This window comes from Streptomyces sp. NPDC096079 (genome assembly GCF_040303145.1).
In the GTDB taxonomy this organism is placed as follows: domain Bacteria; phylum Actinomycetota; class Actinomycetes; order Streptomycetales; family Streptomycetaceae; genus Streptomyces.
This window is the reverse complement of the sequence record NZ_JBEOST010000001.1, coordinates 600099-613979: the sequence shown is the minus strand read 5'-3', so window position 1 is coordinate 613979 and position 13881 is coordinate 600099. Positions and strand designations below refer to the sequence as shown.

At 73.0% G+C, this 13881-nt stretch carries 13 protein-coding genes; 10 read left to right on the top strand and 3 right to left on the bottom strand.

The genetic code is table 11. From position 1 onward, the window contains the following. Positions 1–293: 293 nt before the first annotated feature. The 3 genes from ABTY59_RS02960 to ABTY59_RS02950 form a co-directional block, all read right to left on the bottom strand. On the bottom strand, positions 294–977 hold the full coding sequence (locus tag ABTY59_RS02960; protein WP_352017098.1) for a LuxR C-terminal-related transcriptional regulator: 684 nt from the start codon (positions 975–977) through the stop codon (positions 294–296). A 62-nt stretch (positions 978–1039) separates the two neighbouring features. Beyond that, complete coding sequence (locus ABTY59_RS02955) at positions 1040–2335, bottom strand: sensor histidine kinase (RefSeq protein WP_352017097.1); 1296 nt, start codon at positions 2333–2335, stop codon at positions 1040–1042. A gap of 140 nt (positions 2336–2475) precedes the next feature. After that, the gene (locus ABTY59_RS02950; RefSeq protein ID WP_352017096.1) at positions 2476–3678 is read right to left on the bottom strand and encodes a sensor histidine kinase; all 1203 of its coding nucleotides are present in this window, start codon (positions 3676–3678) and stop codon (positions 2476–2478) included. A 180-nt stretch (positions 3679–3858) separates the two neighbouring features. Here ABTY59_RS02950 and ABTY59_RS02945 point away from each other — a divergent pair, with 180 nt between their 5' ends. Genes ABTY59_RS02945 through ABTY59_RS02900 form a run of 10 tightly spaced genes read left to right on the top strand, consistent with a single transcriptional unit; the run spans position 3859 to position 13867 of the window. Next, positions 3859–4287, top strand: a complete 429-nt coding sequence (locus tag ABTY59_RS02945) for an NADH-quinone oxidoreductase subunit A (protein ID WP_352017095.1) — start codon at positions 3859–3861, stop codon at positions 4285–4287. Next, positions 4278–4853: an NADH-quinone oxidoreductase subunit B gene (locus tag ABTY59_RS02940; protein WP_352017094.1), complete on the top strand. Its 576-nt coding sequence runs from the start codon at positions 4278–4280 to the stop codon at positions 4851–4853. The genes ABTY59_RS02945 and ABTY59_RS02940 overlap by 10 nt, the downstream gene beginning before the upstream one ends. Continuing rightward, positions 4850–6379: an NADH-quinone oxidoreductase subunit C gene (locus tag ABTY59_RS02935; RefSeq protein ID WP_352017093.1), complete on the top strand. Its 1530-nt coding sequence runs from the start codon at positions 4850–4852 to the stop codon at positions 6377–6379. The genes ABTY59_RS02940 and ABTY59_RS02935 overlap by 4 nt, the downstream gene beginning before the upstream one ends. Next, complete coding sequence (locus ABTY59_RS02930; RefSeq protein ID WP_352017092.1) at positions 6376–7344, top strand: complex I subunit 1/NuoH family protein; 969 nt, start codon at positions 6376–6378, stop codon at positions 7342–7344. The genes ABTY59_RS02935 and ABTY59_RS02930 overlap by 4 nt, the downstream gene beginning before the upstream one ends. Beyond that, complete coding sequence (locus ABTY59_RS02925; protein ID WP_352017091.1) at positions 7344–7925, top strand: NuoI/complex I 23 kDa subunit family protein; 582 nt, start codon at positions 7344–7346, stop codon at positions 7923–7925. Before ABTY59_RS02930 ends, ABTY59_RS02925 begins: the two co-directional genes overlap by 1 nt. After that, complete coding sequence (locus ABTY59_RS02920) at positions 7922–8470, top strand: NADH-quinone oxidoreductase subunit J family protein (RefSeq protein WP_352017090.1); 549 nt, start codon at positions 7922–7924, stop codon at positions 8468–8470. The genes ABTY59_RS02925 and ABTY59_RS02920 overlap by 4 nt, the downstream gene beginning before the upstream one ends. Continuing rightward, positions 8470–8811, top strand: coding sequence for an NADH-quinone oxidoreductase subunit NuoK (gene nuoK / locus ABTY59_RS02915; RefSeq protein WP_352017089.1), 342 nt, complete (start codon positions 8470–8472; stop codon positions 8809–8811). The genes ABTY59_RS02920 and nuoK overlap by 1 nt, the downstream gene beginning before the upstream one ends. Next, positions 8808–10787, top strand: a complete 1980-nt coding sequence (locus ABTY59_RS02910; protein ID WP_352017088.1) for an NADH-quinone oxidoreductase subunit 5 family protein — start codon at positions 8808–8810, stop codon at positions 10785–10787. The genes nuoK and ABTY59_RS02910 overlap by 4 nt, the downstream gene beginning before the upstream one ends. Before the next feature lie 27 nt (positions 10788–10814). Next, positions 10815–12368, top strand: a complete 1554-nt coding sequence (locus tag ABTY59_RS02905) for a complex I subunit 4 family protein (RefSeq protein WP_352017305.1) — start codon at positions 10815–10817, stop codon at positions 12366–12368. After that, on the top strand, positions 12365–13867 hold the full coding sequence (locus ABTY59_RS02900) for an NADH-quinone oxidoreductase subunit N (RefSeq protein WP_352017087.1): 1503 nt from the start codon (positions 12365–12367) through the stop codon (positions 13865–13867). Before ABTY59_RS02905 ends, ABTY59_RS02900 begins: the two co-directional genes overlap by 4 nt. Positions 13868–13881: the final 14 nt, after the last annotated feature.

Here is a 13881-nt window from a genome sequence, read left to right as displayed (position 1 = left end):
GAACTGGACCTCCCTCGCGGCAAGGGTTCTCTCCGCCGGAGGCGGGGAGAAGGCTCGGGGTGCGGCGGGTGGTCCCCGGGTGGAGATCACCTTCCGTCCCGTGGCCCACCCTACGACGGTGAGGGGGGCCTACCCGGGACCTCTCATATCATGGACCTCTTTATGAGACACCCTTTTGCCCTGAATCGTCACCTTCTGTCACCACTCGGAGCGCCCGAGGGGGCTGACCCCCGGCCGGCTCCCGCCTCGTCCCTTGGGACTAGGACCAGGATATCTGACAGGGTGTCAGATGATCAGGACTTCAGGTACGTCAATACCGCGAGTACCCGGCGGTGATCACCGTCACTCGGCGAGAGACCCAGCTTCAGGAAGATGTTGCTGATGTGCTTCTCCACCGCGCCGTCGCTCACGACCAGCGCCTTCGCGATCGCCGAGTTCGTCCGGCCCTCCGCCATCAGGCCCAGGACCTCCCGCTCGCGCGGGGTCAGATTCGCCAGCACGTCCTGCTGACGGCTCCGGCCGAGCAGCTGCTGCACGACCTCCGGGTCCAGGGCCGTACCGCCCCCGGCCACCCGCACGACCGCGTCCACGAACTCACGGACCTCCGCGACCCGGTCCTTCAGCAGATAACCCACGCCCCGACTGGATCCGGCCAGCAGTTCGGTGGCGTACTGCTCCTCCACGTACTGCGACAGGACGAGCACCCCCAGTCCCGGGTGCTCCTTCCGCAGCCGCACCGCCGCCCGCACCCCCTCGTCGGTGTGCGTCGGCGGCATCCGCACGTCCGCCACCACCACGTCCGGCAGCGCGCCCTCACCCGCGAGCCCCGCGACCGTCTCCACCAGCGCCTCGCCGTCCCCGACGCCGGCGACGACCTCGTGCCCCAGATCGGTCAGGAGCCGGGTCAGGCCCTCCCTGAGCAGTACGGAATCCTCGGCGATGACCACGCGTACACGGCCTGTCACTTCTGCCCCCATGCTTCCGGTCCTCCATTCGGAACCTTCAGCATGGCACCCCGCGGGCACCGCCCCCGCAGGGGCTACGCGCGCCAGGGGAGTTCGACCGTCACCGTCGTCGGGCCGCCCGACGGCGAGTCCACCGCCAGGACGCCGTCCACCGCGCCGACCCGCTCGGAGAGCCCCGCGAGGCCCGACCCGCCGCCGCCCCCGACCATCGCGCCGCCCGTCCCGTCGTCCCGGACCTGGAGCATCAGCCGGTCGCCGGTCCGCCACACGTCCACCCACGCGCGCCGCGCGCCCGCGTGCCGGGAGATGTTCTGGAGGAGCTCCGAGACCGTGAAGTACGCGATGCCCTCGATCGCCGGGACCGGCCGCGCGGGCAGGTCGACGTCCACCGACACCGGGACCGTGCAGCGGGAGGCGACCGCGGAGAGCGCCGCGTCGAGGCCCCGGTCGGTGAGGACCGCCGGGTGGATGCCGCGGGCGAGGTCCCGCAGCTCCTGGAGGGCCAGCTTCACCTCGCCGTGCGCCTCGTCGACGAGGACGGCCGCCGCCTGCGGGTCCCGCGCCATCTTCTCCTTCGCGAGCCCCAGGTCCATGGCGAGCGCGGCGAGCCGGGCCTGCGCTCCGTCGTGCAGGTCGCGCTCGATGCGCCGCAGGTCGGCGGCGGCCGTGTCGACGACCACGCCCCGGTCCGACTCCAGCTCCGTGACGCGCGAGGCCAGCCGGGACGGGCCGAGGAGCCCGGACACGAGGAGCCGGTCGACGGAGACGAGGCCGCGCAGCACCCACGGCCCGATGAGCACGAACACGAGCCCGATCAGACTGGTCACGGCGATCTCGAAGGGCGCGTCCAGGTAGAAGGAGTGCGTGGCGTCGCCGTACAGCTGGATGCCGTCCTGCCCGACCCAGGCGGGGAAGACCCACTGCCACAGCGGGTACGTGAAGAGGCTCCAGCCCCAGGCGAACAGCGCCACGGTCACCGAGAACGAGAACACCGCCCACGGCATGTGCAGGACCGCGTACAGCAGGTGCCGCCACGACGCACCGCTCTTCAGCATCGCGCCCATCCACGAGAAGGCCCCGCCGGTACGCCCGCGCACCGGCTCCGGCGCGGCCACGTCGAGGTCGAGCAGCCCGCGGGCCCTGGCCCGCTCCACCGCGCCGAAGCCCCGGCACATGCCGAGCGCCCCGGCCAGGATCGGCACGCCGAGGAAGGTGATGAGGAGCCCGGCGCCGGCCGAGACGAACGAGACGGCGAGCGAGAACCAGAGGACGCTCAGCGGCAGCCCGATCAGCACGTACCCGAAGGCGCGCCAGGTGCGGCCCTCGAACGGCGCGCGGATCGCGGCGGGAAGTCGGTGGGAGGCGGCCATCACGGTGTTCCTTCTCTGCTCGGAGCGGTTCAGGGGGAGAGGCGGGGTGCGGTCGGTACGTGTTCCAGGGTTCCGTTCCGCGCCCCGCCGGACCATGAGGCGGGTGGGCGTCTGCGGGCGGGGGTTTTCCCTACCTGCCCCTACCGCAGGGGGCCCCGAGCCGGCCGGGACCGCCAGGGCAGCTCCGCCGTGACCTGCGTCGGACCGCCCCCGGGGGAGTCGAGGACGAGCAGGCCGTCGACCGCGCCGAGCCGCTCCGCGAGCCCCGCGAGGCCCGTGCCGCCGTCGAAGCGCGCCCCGCCGGCCCCGTCGTCCCGCACCTGGAGCATCAGCCGGTCGCCCGACCGCCACACCTCCACGGACGCGGACCGGGCGCGGGCGTGCTTGGACACGTTCTGGAGGAGCTCCGAGACCGTGAAGTACGCGATGCCCTCGATCGCCTCCGCCGGCCGCTCGGTCAGGTCCACGTGCACCTTCACCGGGACCGTGCAGCGGGAGGCCACCGCGGAGAGCGCCGCGTCGAGCCCCCGGTCGGTGAGGACCGCCGGGTGGATGCCCCGGGCGAGGTCCCGCAGCTCCTGGAGGGCCAGCTTCACCTCGCCGTGCGCCTCGTCGACCATCGCCGCCGCGGCCTCCGGATCCTCCAGGAGCTTCTCCTTCGCCAGGCCGAGCCCCATGGCCAGGGCCACGAGCCGGGCCTGGGCGCCGTCGTGCAGGTCGCGCTCGATGCGGCGCAGGTCGGCGGCGGCCGTGTCGACGACCACGCCCCGGTCCGACTCCAGTTCGGCGATCCGCCGCTCCAGCTCGTCGGACGGCGAGAGCAGCCCCCGGACCATGCCCCGGTCGGCGTTGGCCAGGCCGCGGGCCAGGAAGGGGAGGACGGGCCAGAGGACGAGGAGCGAGACCAGTCCGACGGTGAACGTCACGATCCCCCAGGGCAGCCGGATCAGCCCGTACAGCTGGGTCCGCCAGGCCACCGGGTCCTTCAGCCGCGACCACAGCCAGCCGAAGAAGCCGCCGGCCGAGGGCAGCGGCGACGGCTCGGTGATCCGCAGCCCCAGCAGTCCCCGGGCCCGGGACCGCTCCGACCGGCCGATCAGGCGGGCGCCGCCGAGACCGAGGGCGAGCAGCGGCAGCCCGATCACGGTGACGGCGAGGCCCACGCCGAGCGCGATGCTGACGACCGCGTAGACGAAACCGGCCAGTGCGGTGAAGAGGTTGGAGAGGAGGAAGGCGATCTCCTTCCAGGTCTCCTTGCCGTACGCGAGCCGCAGCGGCGGACGGGGTCTCTCGGCGGAGCCGGAGGACGCGGGGGACTCCACGGGATCAAGATCGGCGCTCATGGTCCCCAGACTGCCGTCCGGGGAGGGCGCGACGCCATGGGGGAGGTGGGTGAGCGGGAGGGGGGATATCCCCACCGGCACCGGCGCCCGCGACGTACCGGCGGGTACGCGCGGAGGCACCCGCGGCTGCTTACGGTCTCTTTAGCAGGGCCTAGACTCGCCGCTGTAGAGAAGTGATTCATGAGACACCTGGACCGAGGGGCGGACGTGCGGGAACCGACCGTTGTCGCGGCCGACGCGGCGGACTACTTCCAGACGTACTCCGTCGTCGGCCTCCTGGCCGTCGTCGGCGTGCTCTTCGTCGCCGTGGCCTTCGGCGCGGGCCGGCTGCTCCGGCCCGTCGTGCCGACGCCCGAGAAACTCCTCACCTACGAGTGCGGTGTCGACCCCGTGGGGGAGGGCTGGGCGCACACCCAGGTCCGCTACTACGTGTACGCCTTCCTCTACGTCATCTTCGCCGTCGACTCGATCTTCCTCTTCCCCTGGGCGACGGTCTTCGCCGCGCCCGGCTACGGCGCCACGACCCTGGTCGAGATGTTCGTCTTCCTCGGCTTCCTGGCCGTGGGGCTGCTCTACGCGTACAAGAAGGGCGTCCTGGCATGGACGTAACACCCCTGCCCACACCCCTGCCCGCTCCGAAGCTGGGGCCGCTCGCCCGCCTCGCCCCCGAGCCGATGAAGGTGGTCCTGAACTGGGGCCGCCGCTACAGCCTGTGGGTCTTCAACTTCGGGCTCGCCTGCTGCGCGATCGAGTTCATCGCCGCGTCGATGGCCCGGCACGACTTCATCCGGCTCGGCGTGATCCCCTTCGCGCCGGGCCCGCGCCAGGCCGACCTGATGATCGTCTCCGGCACGGTGACGGACAAGATGGCACCGGCCGTGAAGCGCCTGTACGAGCAGATGCCCGAGCCGAAGTACGTCATCTCCTTCGGCGCCTGCTCGAACTGCGGCGGCCCCTACTGGGACTCGTACTCGGTCACCAAGGGCGTCGACCAGATCATCCCCGTCGACGTCTACGTGCCCGGCTGCCCGCCGCGGCCCGAGGCGCTGCTCCAGGGCATCCTCAAGCTCCAGGAGAAGATCGCCCGGGAGAGCCTGGCGGAGCGGTACACGACGACGCCCTCGACGGCACAGCTGACGAGCCCGCTGGTTCCGCCGCCGGGAGGCACGGCATGAGCGCGTACGACTCCCTCCCCGACGCCGTCACGGAGGTCTTCGGCGCGGACGCGACGGCGGAGCGGGCGTACGACCTGCTGACCGTCGACGTCCCCCCGGCCTCCTGGATCACGGCGCTCACCACCGCCCGTGACGAGCTGGGCTGCACGTACTTCGACTGGCTGAGCGCGGTGGACGAGCCGGGCACGGGCTTCCGGGTCTGCGCGCACGTGGTGGCGCTGGGGGAGGGGGCCCCCAAGCGCCTCCTGCTCCGCACGACCGTCCCGCACGAGGCGCCCGTCCTTCCCACGGCGATCGGCGTCTACGCGGGCGCGGGCTGGCACGAGCGCGAGACCCACGAGATGTTCGGCGTGGCCTTCGAGGGCCACCCGCACCTCGTGCCCCTCCTCCTCCCCGAGAACTTCGAGGGCCACCCGCTGCGCAAGGACTTCGTCCTCGCCGCCCGGGTCGCGAAGGCGTGGCCGGGCGCGAAGGAGCCGGGCGAGTCGCACGACGGCGGCGGTCCCAAGCGCCGCCAGATGCTCCCGCCGGGCGTCCCGGACCCCAACGAATGGGGCCCCCTGAAGGGCCAGCTCCCCCCGGCCCCCGCCCGCCCGGCCCGCGCCGCGGCCGGCGACCGCCCGGCCCGAGCGGCCGCGGGCGACCGCCCCGTCCGCCGCGCCCGCACGGCCACGGAGGGCTCGGCGAGCCAGGCGGCTCCGGAGGCGGGTGCTCCGGTACGGCGTTCCCGCACGGCGTCCGAGGGCTCGGCGAGCCAGGCGACCCCGGAGCAGCCCGGCACGCCGGAAGCCCCGGCCGAAGCGCCCCGTCCGCCGCGCCGCAGCCGCTCGGCCGCCGACGGCTCGGCGAGCCAGGCCGCCCCTGAGGCGGGCCCGGGCACGGACGCCCCGCCGGCCACCGCCCGCCCGCCGCGCCGCTCCCGCTCGGCGGCCGACGGCTCGGCGAGCCAGGCCGCCCCGCAGCCGACAGCTCCCGAGCCGGCCGCCCCGGAGCCGGGAGCCCCGGAGCCGACGGCCCCGGAGGCGCCCGCCCCGGGTGACGGTCCCGCGTCGCGCGGGACGGCCGCCACCCCGCGTACCCGCAGCTCGGACGCCCCCTGGCACCACGCCCGCCCGGCCTTCGACGAGCCCTCGACCGAGCCGGAGGCCCCGGCGGGGACCGACGGGCCGGAGGCCGAGAAGGCAGAGGCCGCCGAGGCCGGTGCCGCTGGGCCGGAGGTCCAGAAGCCCCGCGCCGCCGAGCCCGGTGCCGCCGAGCCGGAGGCCCCGGAGGCAGAGGCCCCGGAGGCAGAGGCCCCGGAGGCAGAGGCCGCCGGGGCCGGTGCCCCTGAACCCGGTGCCACCGACCCGGAGGCCCCGGAGACGCAGGCCCTGGAGGCAGAGGCCGCCGGGGTCGGTGCCTCTGAACCCGGTGCCGCCGAGCCGGAGGCCCCGGAGACGGAGGCCGCCCGGGCCACTCCCGCCGGGCCGCCCGCAGGGCCCGGTGCCGACCAGTCCACCGACACCGCCGGAGGCGATCCCGCGTGAACGACGCACTCGACGTCGCCGTCCGGCTGCTCATCGTCTTCGCCGTCTTCCTCGTGCTGCCGCTCGTCGTCGGGCAGACCGAGCACAAGGTCATGGCGCACATGCAGGGCCGTCTCGGCCCCATGTACGCGGGCGGCTTCCACGGCTGGGCCCAGCTCGTCGCCGACGGCGTGAAGTTCGCACAGAAGGAGGACGTGGTCCCGAAGGACGCGGACCGGCGGATCTTCCAGCTCGCGCCGGCCGTCGCCCTCCTCCCGTATCTGCTCGTGCTGGTCGCGATCCCGATCGGCCCGAGCGAAGGCGCCGTCGGACAGGTCGTCGACGCCGGCATCTTCTTCGTGCTCGCCGTCATGGGCGTCGGCGTCCTCGGCTCGCTCATGGCCGGCTGGGCCTCCGCGAACAAGTTCTCGCTGCTCGGCGGCCTCCGCACCGCCGCCCAGCTCCTCGCGTACGAGCTCCCCATGCTGCTGACGGCCGCCTCGGTCGCGATGGCCGCCGGCACCGTCTCGCTGCCCGGCATCCTGAACGCCTTCGAGTGGTGGTGGCTGCCCTGGCAGATCATCGGCGCCCTGGTGTTCTTCGTCGCCGGCCTCGCCGAACTCCAGCGGCCCCCGTTCGACATGCCGGTCGCCGACTCGGAGATCATCTTCGGCGCCTACACCGAGTACACCGGTCTCCGCTTCGCGCTCTTCCTGCTCGCCGAGTACGCGGGCATCGTCGTCCTCTGCGGTCTCACGACCGTCCTGTTCCTCGGGGGCTGGCACGGCCCCTTCGGCGCCGACGGGCTCGGCTGGGTCTGGACCCTCCTCAAGACGGCCGTCCTCGCCTTCGTCGTCATCTGGCTGCGGGTGAGCTACCCGCGGCTCCGTGAGGACCAGCTCCAGAAGCTCGCCTGGACGACGCTCGTCCCGCTCGCGCTCGCGCAGATCGCGCTCACCGGCATCGTGAAGGTGGCGATCCAGTAATGCCCATCCCCGGCTCCGGCCTCGCCAAGGGCCTCGCCGTCACCCTCCGCACGATGACGAGGAAGACCGTCACCGCGCAGTACCCGGACGTGCAGCCCGAGCTGCCGCCCCGCACCCGCGGGGTCATCGGCCTGTTCGAGGAGAACTGCACGGTCTGCATGCTCTGCGCCCGCGAGTGCCCCGACTGGTGCATCTACATCGACTCCCACAAGGAGACGGTGCCGCCCTCAGCCCCCGGCGGCCGCGAGCGCAGCCGGAACGTCCTCGACCGTTTCGCGATCGACTTCTCGCTCTGCATGTACTGCGGGATCTGCATCGAGGTCTGCCCCTTCGACGCCCTGTTCTGGTCGCCCGAGTTCGAGTACGCGGAGACCGACATCCACGAGCTGACCCACGAGCGCGACAAGCTCCGCGAGTGGATGTGGACGGTTCCCGAGCCGCCCGCGCTCGACCCCCGTGCGGAGGAGCCGAAGGAGATCGCCGCGGCCCGGAAGGCGGCGGAGAAGGCCGCCGCCCAGGCCGAGGCCGCCGCCCAGGCCGCCGCCGAAGCCCAGGCGCAGGCCCAGGAGGACCAGCAGTGACCCTCGCAGCACAGAGCGCCGGCTTCCTCTCGCCCACCGGCGTCGAGATCGCCTTCGTCCTCGTCGGCCTCGTCACCCTCGGCGCCGCCCTCGTCACCGTCACCACCCGCCAGCTGGTGCATGCCGCCCTCTGGCTGGTCGTGGCGCTCGGCGGGCTCGCCGTCGAGTACCTCCTCCTCACCGCCGAGTTCATCGCCTGGGTCCAGGTCCTGATCTACGTCGGTTCCGTCGTCGTCCTCCTCCTCTTCGGTCTCATGCTCACCAAGGCCCCCATCGGCCGCTCCCCGGACGCCGACTCCGGCAACCGGCCCGTGGCCCTCGCCGTCGCGCTCGCCGCCGCGGCGGCCCTCGTCTGGGTCGTCGTCGACGCCTTCCGCACGACCTGGATCGACCTCGACGGACCCGCCCAGGGCTCCACGGGCGTCATGGGCGAGATCCTCTTCCAACACTGGGTGCTGCCCTTCGAGGCGCTGTCGGTGCTGCTCCTCGCCGCCCTGGTCGGTGCGATCGTCCTCTCCCGGAAGAAGAAGGAGGACGAGAGCTGATGCACCTCGCCTACCCGGCCGTCCTCGCCGCCCTCCTCTTCGCCGTCGGCGTCTACGGCGTCCTCGCCCGCCGCAACGCGATCCTCGTCCTGATGTCCGTCGAGCTGATGCTCAACGCCGTCAACCTCAACCTCGTCGCCTTCGACGTCTGGCTCCGCGACACCCTCCACGCCGGCCAGGCGCTCACCCTCTTCACCATCGCCGTCGCCGCCGCGGAGATCGGCATCGGTCTCGCCATCGTCCTGATGGTCCACCGCAACCGCGGCACCTCGGACGTCGACCGTCTGCGCGACACCAAGGAACAGCCGTCCGCCGAGGAGAAGGCCGAGGCCGCCGCGTGACCACGACCACCCTCGCCGTCCTCGTCCCCCTCCTCCCCTTCCTCGGCTCCGCCGCCGGACTCCTGCTGGGCCGCACCGCGCCCGGCTTCGTCCGCCCCCTGGCGGTGCTGCCGACCCTCGCCGCCGCGGTCCTCGCCGGCGTGGTCGCCGCCCGCCAGGGCGGGGGGAAGGCGATCGAGGCAGCCACCCAGTACACGCCGACCGGGTCCGTCCCCATCGACCTGAGCCTCTACATCGACGGCTTCGCCGCCCTCGTCGCCGTCCTCGTCGGCGTGGTCGCGACCTGCGTGCAGATCTACTCGACCGGCTACCTCCGCGACGACCCCCGCTACCCCTCGTACGCCGCGCTCGTCTCCCTCTTCACCTCCGCGATGCTGCTCGTCGTCTACTCCGGCGACCTGATGGTGCTCCTGGTCGGCTGGGAGATCATGGGCATCTGCTCGTACTTCCTCGTCGGGCACTACTGGGAGACCCCCGAGGCGCGGTCCGCCTCCCTCAAGGCCTTCCTCGTCACCAAGCTCGGCGACGTCCCCTTCCTCATCGGTCTCTTCGCCCTCGCCACCGACGCGGGCACCTTCCGGATCACGGGCGTCCTCGGCGCCGTCGCGAGCGGCGGCATCGACCACCCCACCCTGATCGCGCTGCTGCTGCTCGCCGGCGTCGCGGGCAAGTCCGCCCAGTTCCCGCTGCACACCTGGCTCCCGGACGCCATGGCCGGCCCCACCCCCGTCTCCGCGCTCATCCACGCGGCGACGATGGTCGCCGCCGGCATCTACTTCACCGCCCGCCTCCTCCCGGTCTTCGCCGCCTCCGCCGCCGCGATGACCGTGCTCGCCGTGATGGCCGCGATCACGATGGTCGGCTCGGCACTCGCCGCGCTCGCCCAGGACGACATCAAGCGGGTCCTCGCCTACTCGACGATCGGCCAGCTCGGCTACATGGCCGGAGCCCTCGCCGTCGGCGACCGGGGCGCCGCCGTCTTCCACCTCGTCGCGCACGGCGCGTTCAAGGCGCTCCTCTTCCTCGCCGCCGGCGCGGTCATCCACGCCGCCGGGACGAACTCCCTCACCGCCATGTCCCGCATGAGCGGCCTCGCCCGGCGGATCCCCGACGCGTACTGGACGATGACCGTCGCCCTCCTCGCGCTCGCCGCGATCCCGCCCTTCGCCGGCTTCTTCTCCAAGGAAGCCGTCCTCGTGGCCGCCGAGCACACCGCCCTCGGTGAGCGGGACGTCGCCCCGGCCGGGGCCGGCTGGACCGTCCTCGTCGCCGGACTGCTCACGGCCCTGCTGACCGCCGCGTACGCCCTCCGTCTCTGGCTGCGGACCTTCCGCGGCCGCGGCGCCGAGGCCCCCGACCACGGCCGCCAGCCGATCGCCATGACCGCCGTCCTCTGGGTCCTCGCGATCCCGTCGCTCGGCTTCGGTCTGACCGTCACCTACCTCGACGACTGGTTCGACGGGCACCCCCTCACCCCGACCCTGACCACGGCCGTCCTCGGCACGGGGCTCGCCGTCGCCGGAGCCGCCGTCACCTACGCGGTCTGGCGCACCCTCGCCGCCCGCACCCCGGTCACGGCACCCGTCCCGCACGTCGCCCACCCGGACGCCGAGGCGGGCCAGGTCGAGGCCGAGGCGCTGCGCCTGCCGCACCCCGCCGAGGACCCGGCCGACCCCGGCCGCGTCCTCCTCGGCCCGCTGCACGGACCGGCCGCCGACGGCTTCCACCTGGACGCCGTCTACCGGACCGCGTTCGTCCGCCCCGTGCTCGCCGCCGCCTCCCTGGTCCGCTTCCTGGACCGCGAGGTCGTCGACACCTACGTACAAGCCGCGGGGAACAGCGCCAAGGGCCTCGGCTGGCTCGTCCGCCGCGCCCAGACCGGCAACGCGCAGACCTATCTGAGCGCCCTGCTCGCCGGCTCCGTCGTCCTGGCGATCGTCGCCGTCGCCCTCGCCAACGCCGCCGCCGGAGCGTGAGCCGTGATCGATATCAGCGAATCCGTGATGCAGTTCCTTCTGGCATTGATCGTCGCCGGCCCGCTCCTCGGCGCCGCCGCCGCTCTCCTGCCCGCCCCGCCCGGACTGAAGGGAAAGTCACCCGACCAGGCCGTGCTCCGCCACGGCGTGACCGTCACCGGCGTCATCCTGCTGGCCGCGCTCGTCCTCGCCCTCGGCTTCGACCACGACCACCCGTCGACGATGCAGGCCACGACGGACATCAGCTGGATCAGGGCACTCGACGTGCGCATCCACCTCGGTGTCGACGGCATTTCCCTCCCCCTCCTGGTCCTGACCGCGCTGCTGAGCTTCCTCTGCGCGCTGTACAGCTACTTCAAGCTGCCCGCGGGCGGGTCCCCGAAGGCCTTCGTCGCCCTGCTCCTCGTCCTGGAGTCCGGCACCCTCGCCACCTTCGCCGTCCTCGACCTCGTCCTGTTCTTCCTGGCCTTCGAGATGGTCCTCATCCCGATGTACTTCCTCATCGCCCGCTGGGGCGGCGAGGGCAGGCAGGCCGCCGCCTGGAAGTTCATCCTCTACACGCTGCTCGGCTCCGTCGTCATGCTGCTCGGCCTGCTCCTCATCGGCGTGAAGGCGGGCACGTTCGACATGGTGGCACTCGCCACTGACAACGGCCGTGGACTGACCACGTCCGTGCAGGTCATCGCCGTTCTCGCGATCGGTCTCGGGCTCGCCGTGAAGACCCCGATGTGGCCGCTCCACAGCTGGCTCCCGGACGCCCACACCGCCGCCCCGACCGTCGGCTCCGTCCTCCTCGCCGGCGTCCTGCTGAAGATGGGCACGTACGGATTCGTGCGGATCGTCCTGCCGATCACCCCCGACGGCATGCGGACCTTCGCCCCCTACCTCGCGGCCTTCGCCGTCGCCGGGATCATCTACGGATCGCTCGCCTGCCTCGCCCTCGCGAAGCCCGGCAACAAGGGCGACCTCAAGCGCCTCATCGCGTACTCCTCCGTCGGCCACATGGGCTTCGTCCTCCTCGGCATCGCCACCATGACCCCCACCGGGGTCAACGGCGCCCTCTTCGCGAACATCGCCCACGGCCTCGTCACCGGCCTGCTGTTCTTCCTGGTCGGCGCGGTCAAGGACCGCTACGGCACCGCCGACCTCGACACCCTGGCCGGCGCCACCGGCGCCGCCCTCTACGGCCGCGCCCCCCGCCTCGGCGCGCTCCTCGCCTTCGCCGCCGTCGCCTCCCTCGGGCTGCCCGGCCTCGCCGGCTTCTGGGGCGAGATGCTCGCCCTGTTCGGCGCCTTCGAACCGGCCGAGGGCCTCAGCCGCCCCGCCTTCCTCACCTTCATGGCGATCGGCGCCTTCGGCACCCTCCTCACCGCCGCCTACCTCCTCGTCGTGGTCCGCCGCGTCTGCATGGGCGGCCCGCGACCCGCGGGGGAGACGGCGATCGCCGACGTCCAGGGGTACGAGTTCGCCGCCTGGACGCCCCTCGTCGCCCTCACCGTCCTCGCCGGACTCTGGCCCGCCGTCCTCCTCGGCCTCACCGACCCGGCCGTCCAGCAGCTCCTCGCGGGAGGACCCCGATGACGTCCCTCGTCCAGTCCGTCGACTGGCTCACGATCGCGCCGCCCACCCTCACGGCCCTGGTCGCCCTCGTCGTCCTCGTCGCCGACCTGTTCGTGCCGCGCGAGCGCAAGCAGCTCCTCGGCTGGACCGCGATCGGCGGCCTCGTCGCCTCCCTCGCGCTCCTCGTGCCGCTGCGGGCCGGCGACCGCGCCACCTTCTGCCTCACCGCCACGGCGCAGGCCGGGGGCCACGCGGACGCGTGCAGCTACACCGCCGACCACTTCACCCTGGTCATCCAGTTCCTCGTCCTCGCCGGAGCGCTGGTCACCGCGTTCCTCTCGCTGGACGAGACCCGCGAGAAGCTCCCGCCCGGCGAGTACTGGTTCCTGCTGCTGTCCTCGGCCGCCGGCGCCGCCCTGCTGCCCGCCTCCCGCGACCTCGCCACCCTCGTCGTCGCCCTCGAAGTCGCCTCGCTGCCCGCGTTCGCGCTCGTCGGCCTCAAGCGCGGCGACCGCATGTCCGGCGAGGCCGCCCTCAAGTTCTTCCTCTCGTCCGTCACCGCGACCGCCGTCACCCTGCTCGGCGCGAGCTTCGTGTACGCGGCGACCGGCACCCTCCACCTCACGGAGATCGCCCAGCGCCTCGACGACGTCCCCGGGCAGCTCCAGACGCTCGCCGAGGCCGGGGTCGCCCTCACCCTCGTCGGCTTCGCCTTCAAGACGGCCGCCGTCCCCTTCCACTTCTGGGTCCCCGACACCTACGTCGGAGCCCCGCTGCCCGTCGCCGCGTACCTCTCCGTCGTCGGCAAGGCCGTCGGCTTCACCGGCCTCATCCTGGTGACCGTCGTCGCCTTCCCCTCGTACGCGGACGTGTGGGGCCCCGCGCTCGCCGTCCTCGCCGCGCTCACCATGACCGCGGGCAACGTCGCCGCGCTCCGCCAGGTGTCCACGCGCGCGTGGAGCGCGGTACGGCTGCTCGCCTGGTCCTCGGTCGCCCAGGCCGGCTACCTCCTGGTGCCGATCGCGGCCGCCGCGTACTCCGGCGACGACCAGATCGGCGCCACCGTCGCGTACGCCCTGATGTACGCCGTCGTGAACCTCGGCGCCTTCGCGGTCGTCACGCTCGTCGCCCGCACCCACCCCGAGAACCGGATCAGCGACTACCGCGGCCTGTACGCCGCCCGCCCCGCGGCCGCCCTCGCGCTCGGGTTCTTCCTCCTGAATCTGGCCGGTTTGCCCCCGGGTATCATCGGCCTCTTCGCCAAGGTGACCGTCTTCTCGGCGGCCGTCGACGCGGGCCTCGGGTGGCTGGCCGTGATCATGGGCGTCAACGTCGTGATCGCGCTCTTCTACTACCTGCGCTGGACGGCGCTGCTCTTCCGTACGCCGGAGGGCGCGCCCGTCACGCACAGGGCCCCCGCGCCGGTCACCCTCGCGATCGTGCTGACCGCCGTGGCCGGAGCCGTCCTGTCGGGCTACCCGCAGTTCGCCCTCCGCTTCGTGTCGACGGCCCTGTTCTGACCCCCCACACAAGA

Excerpts from the sequence above, each read along its gene's own strand:
- ABTY59_RS02960 (WP_352017098.1), bottom strand. The coding sequence starts at position 977 with ATGGGGGCAGAAGTGACAGGCCGTGTACGCGTGGTCATCGCCGAGGAT.
- ABTY59_RS02955 (WP_352017097.1), bottom strand. The coding sequence starts at position 2,335 with ATGGCCGCCTCCCACCGACTTCCCGCCGCGATCCGCGCGCCGTTCGAG.
- ABTY59_RS02950 (WP_352017096.1), bottom strand. The coding sequence starts at position 3,678 with ATGAGCGCCGATCTTGATCCCGTGGAGTCCCCCGCGTCCTCCGGCTCC.
- ABTY59_RS02945 (WP_352017095.1), top strand. The coding sequence starts at position 3,859 with ATGAGACACCTGGACCGAGGGGCGGACGTGCGGGAACCGACCGTTGTC.
- ABTY59_RS02940 (WP_352017094.1), top strand. The coding sequence starts at position 4,278 with ATGGACGTAACACCCCTGCCCACACCCCTGCCCGCTCCGAAGCTGGGG.
- ABTY59_RS02935 (WP_352017093.1), top strand. The coding sequence starts at position 4,850 with ATGAGCGCGTACGACTCCCTCCCCGACGCCGTCACGGAGGTCTTCGGC.
- ABTY59_RS02925 (WP_352017091.1), top strand. The coding sequence starts at position 7,344 with ATGCCCATCCCCGGCTCCGGCCTCGCCAAGGGCCTCGCCGTCACCCTC.
- nuoK (WP_352017089.1), top strand. The coding sequence starts at position 8,470 with ATGCACCTCGCCTACCCGGCCGTCCTCGCCGCCCTCCTCTTCGCCGTC.
- ABTY59_RS02905 (WP_352017305.1), top strand. The coding sequence starts at position 10,815 with ATGCAGTTCCTTCTGGCATTGATCGTCGCCGGCCCGCTCCTCGGCGCC.
- ABTY59_RS02900 (WP_352017087.1), top strand. The coding sequence starts at position 12,365 with ATGACGTCCCTCGTCCAGTCCGTCGACTGGCTCACGATCGCGCCGCCC.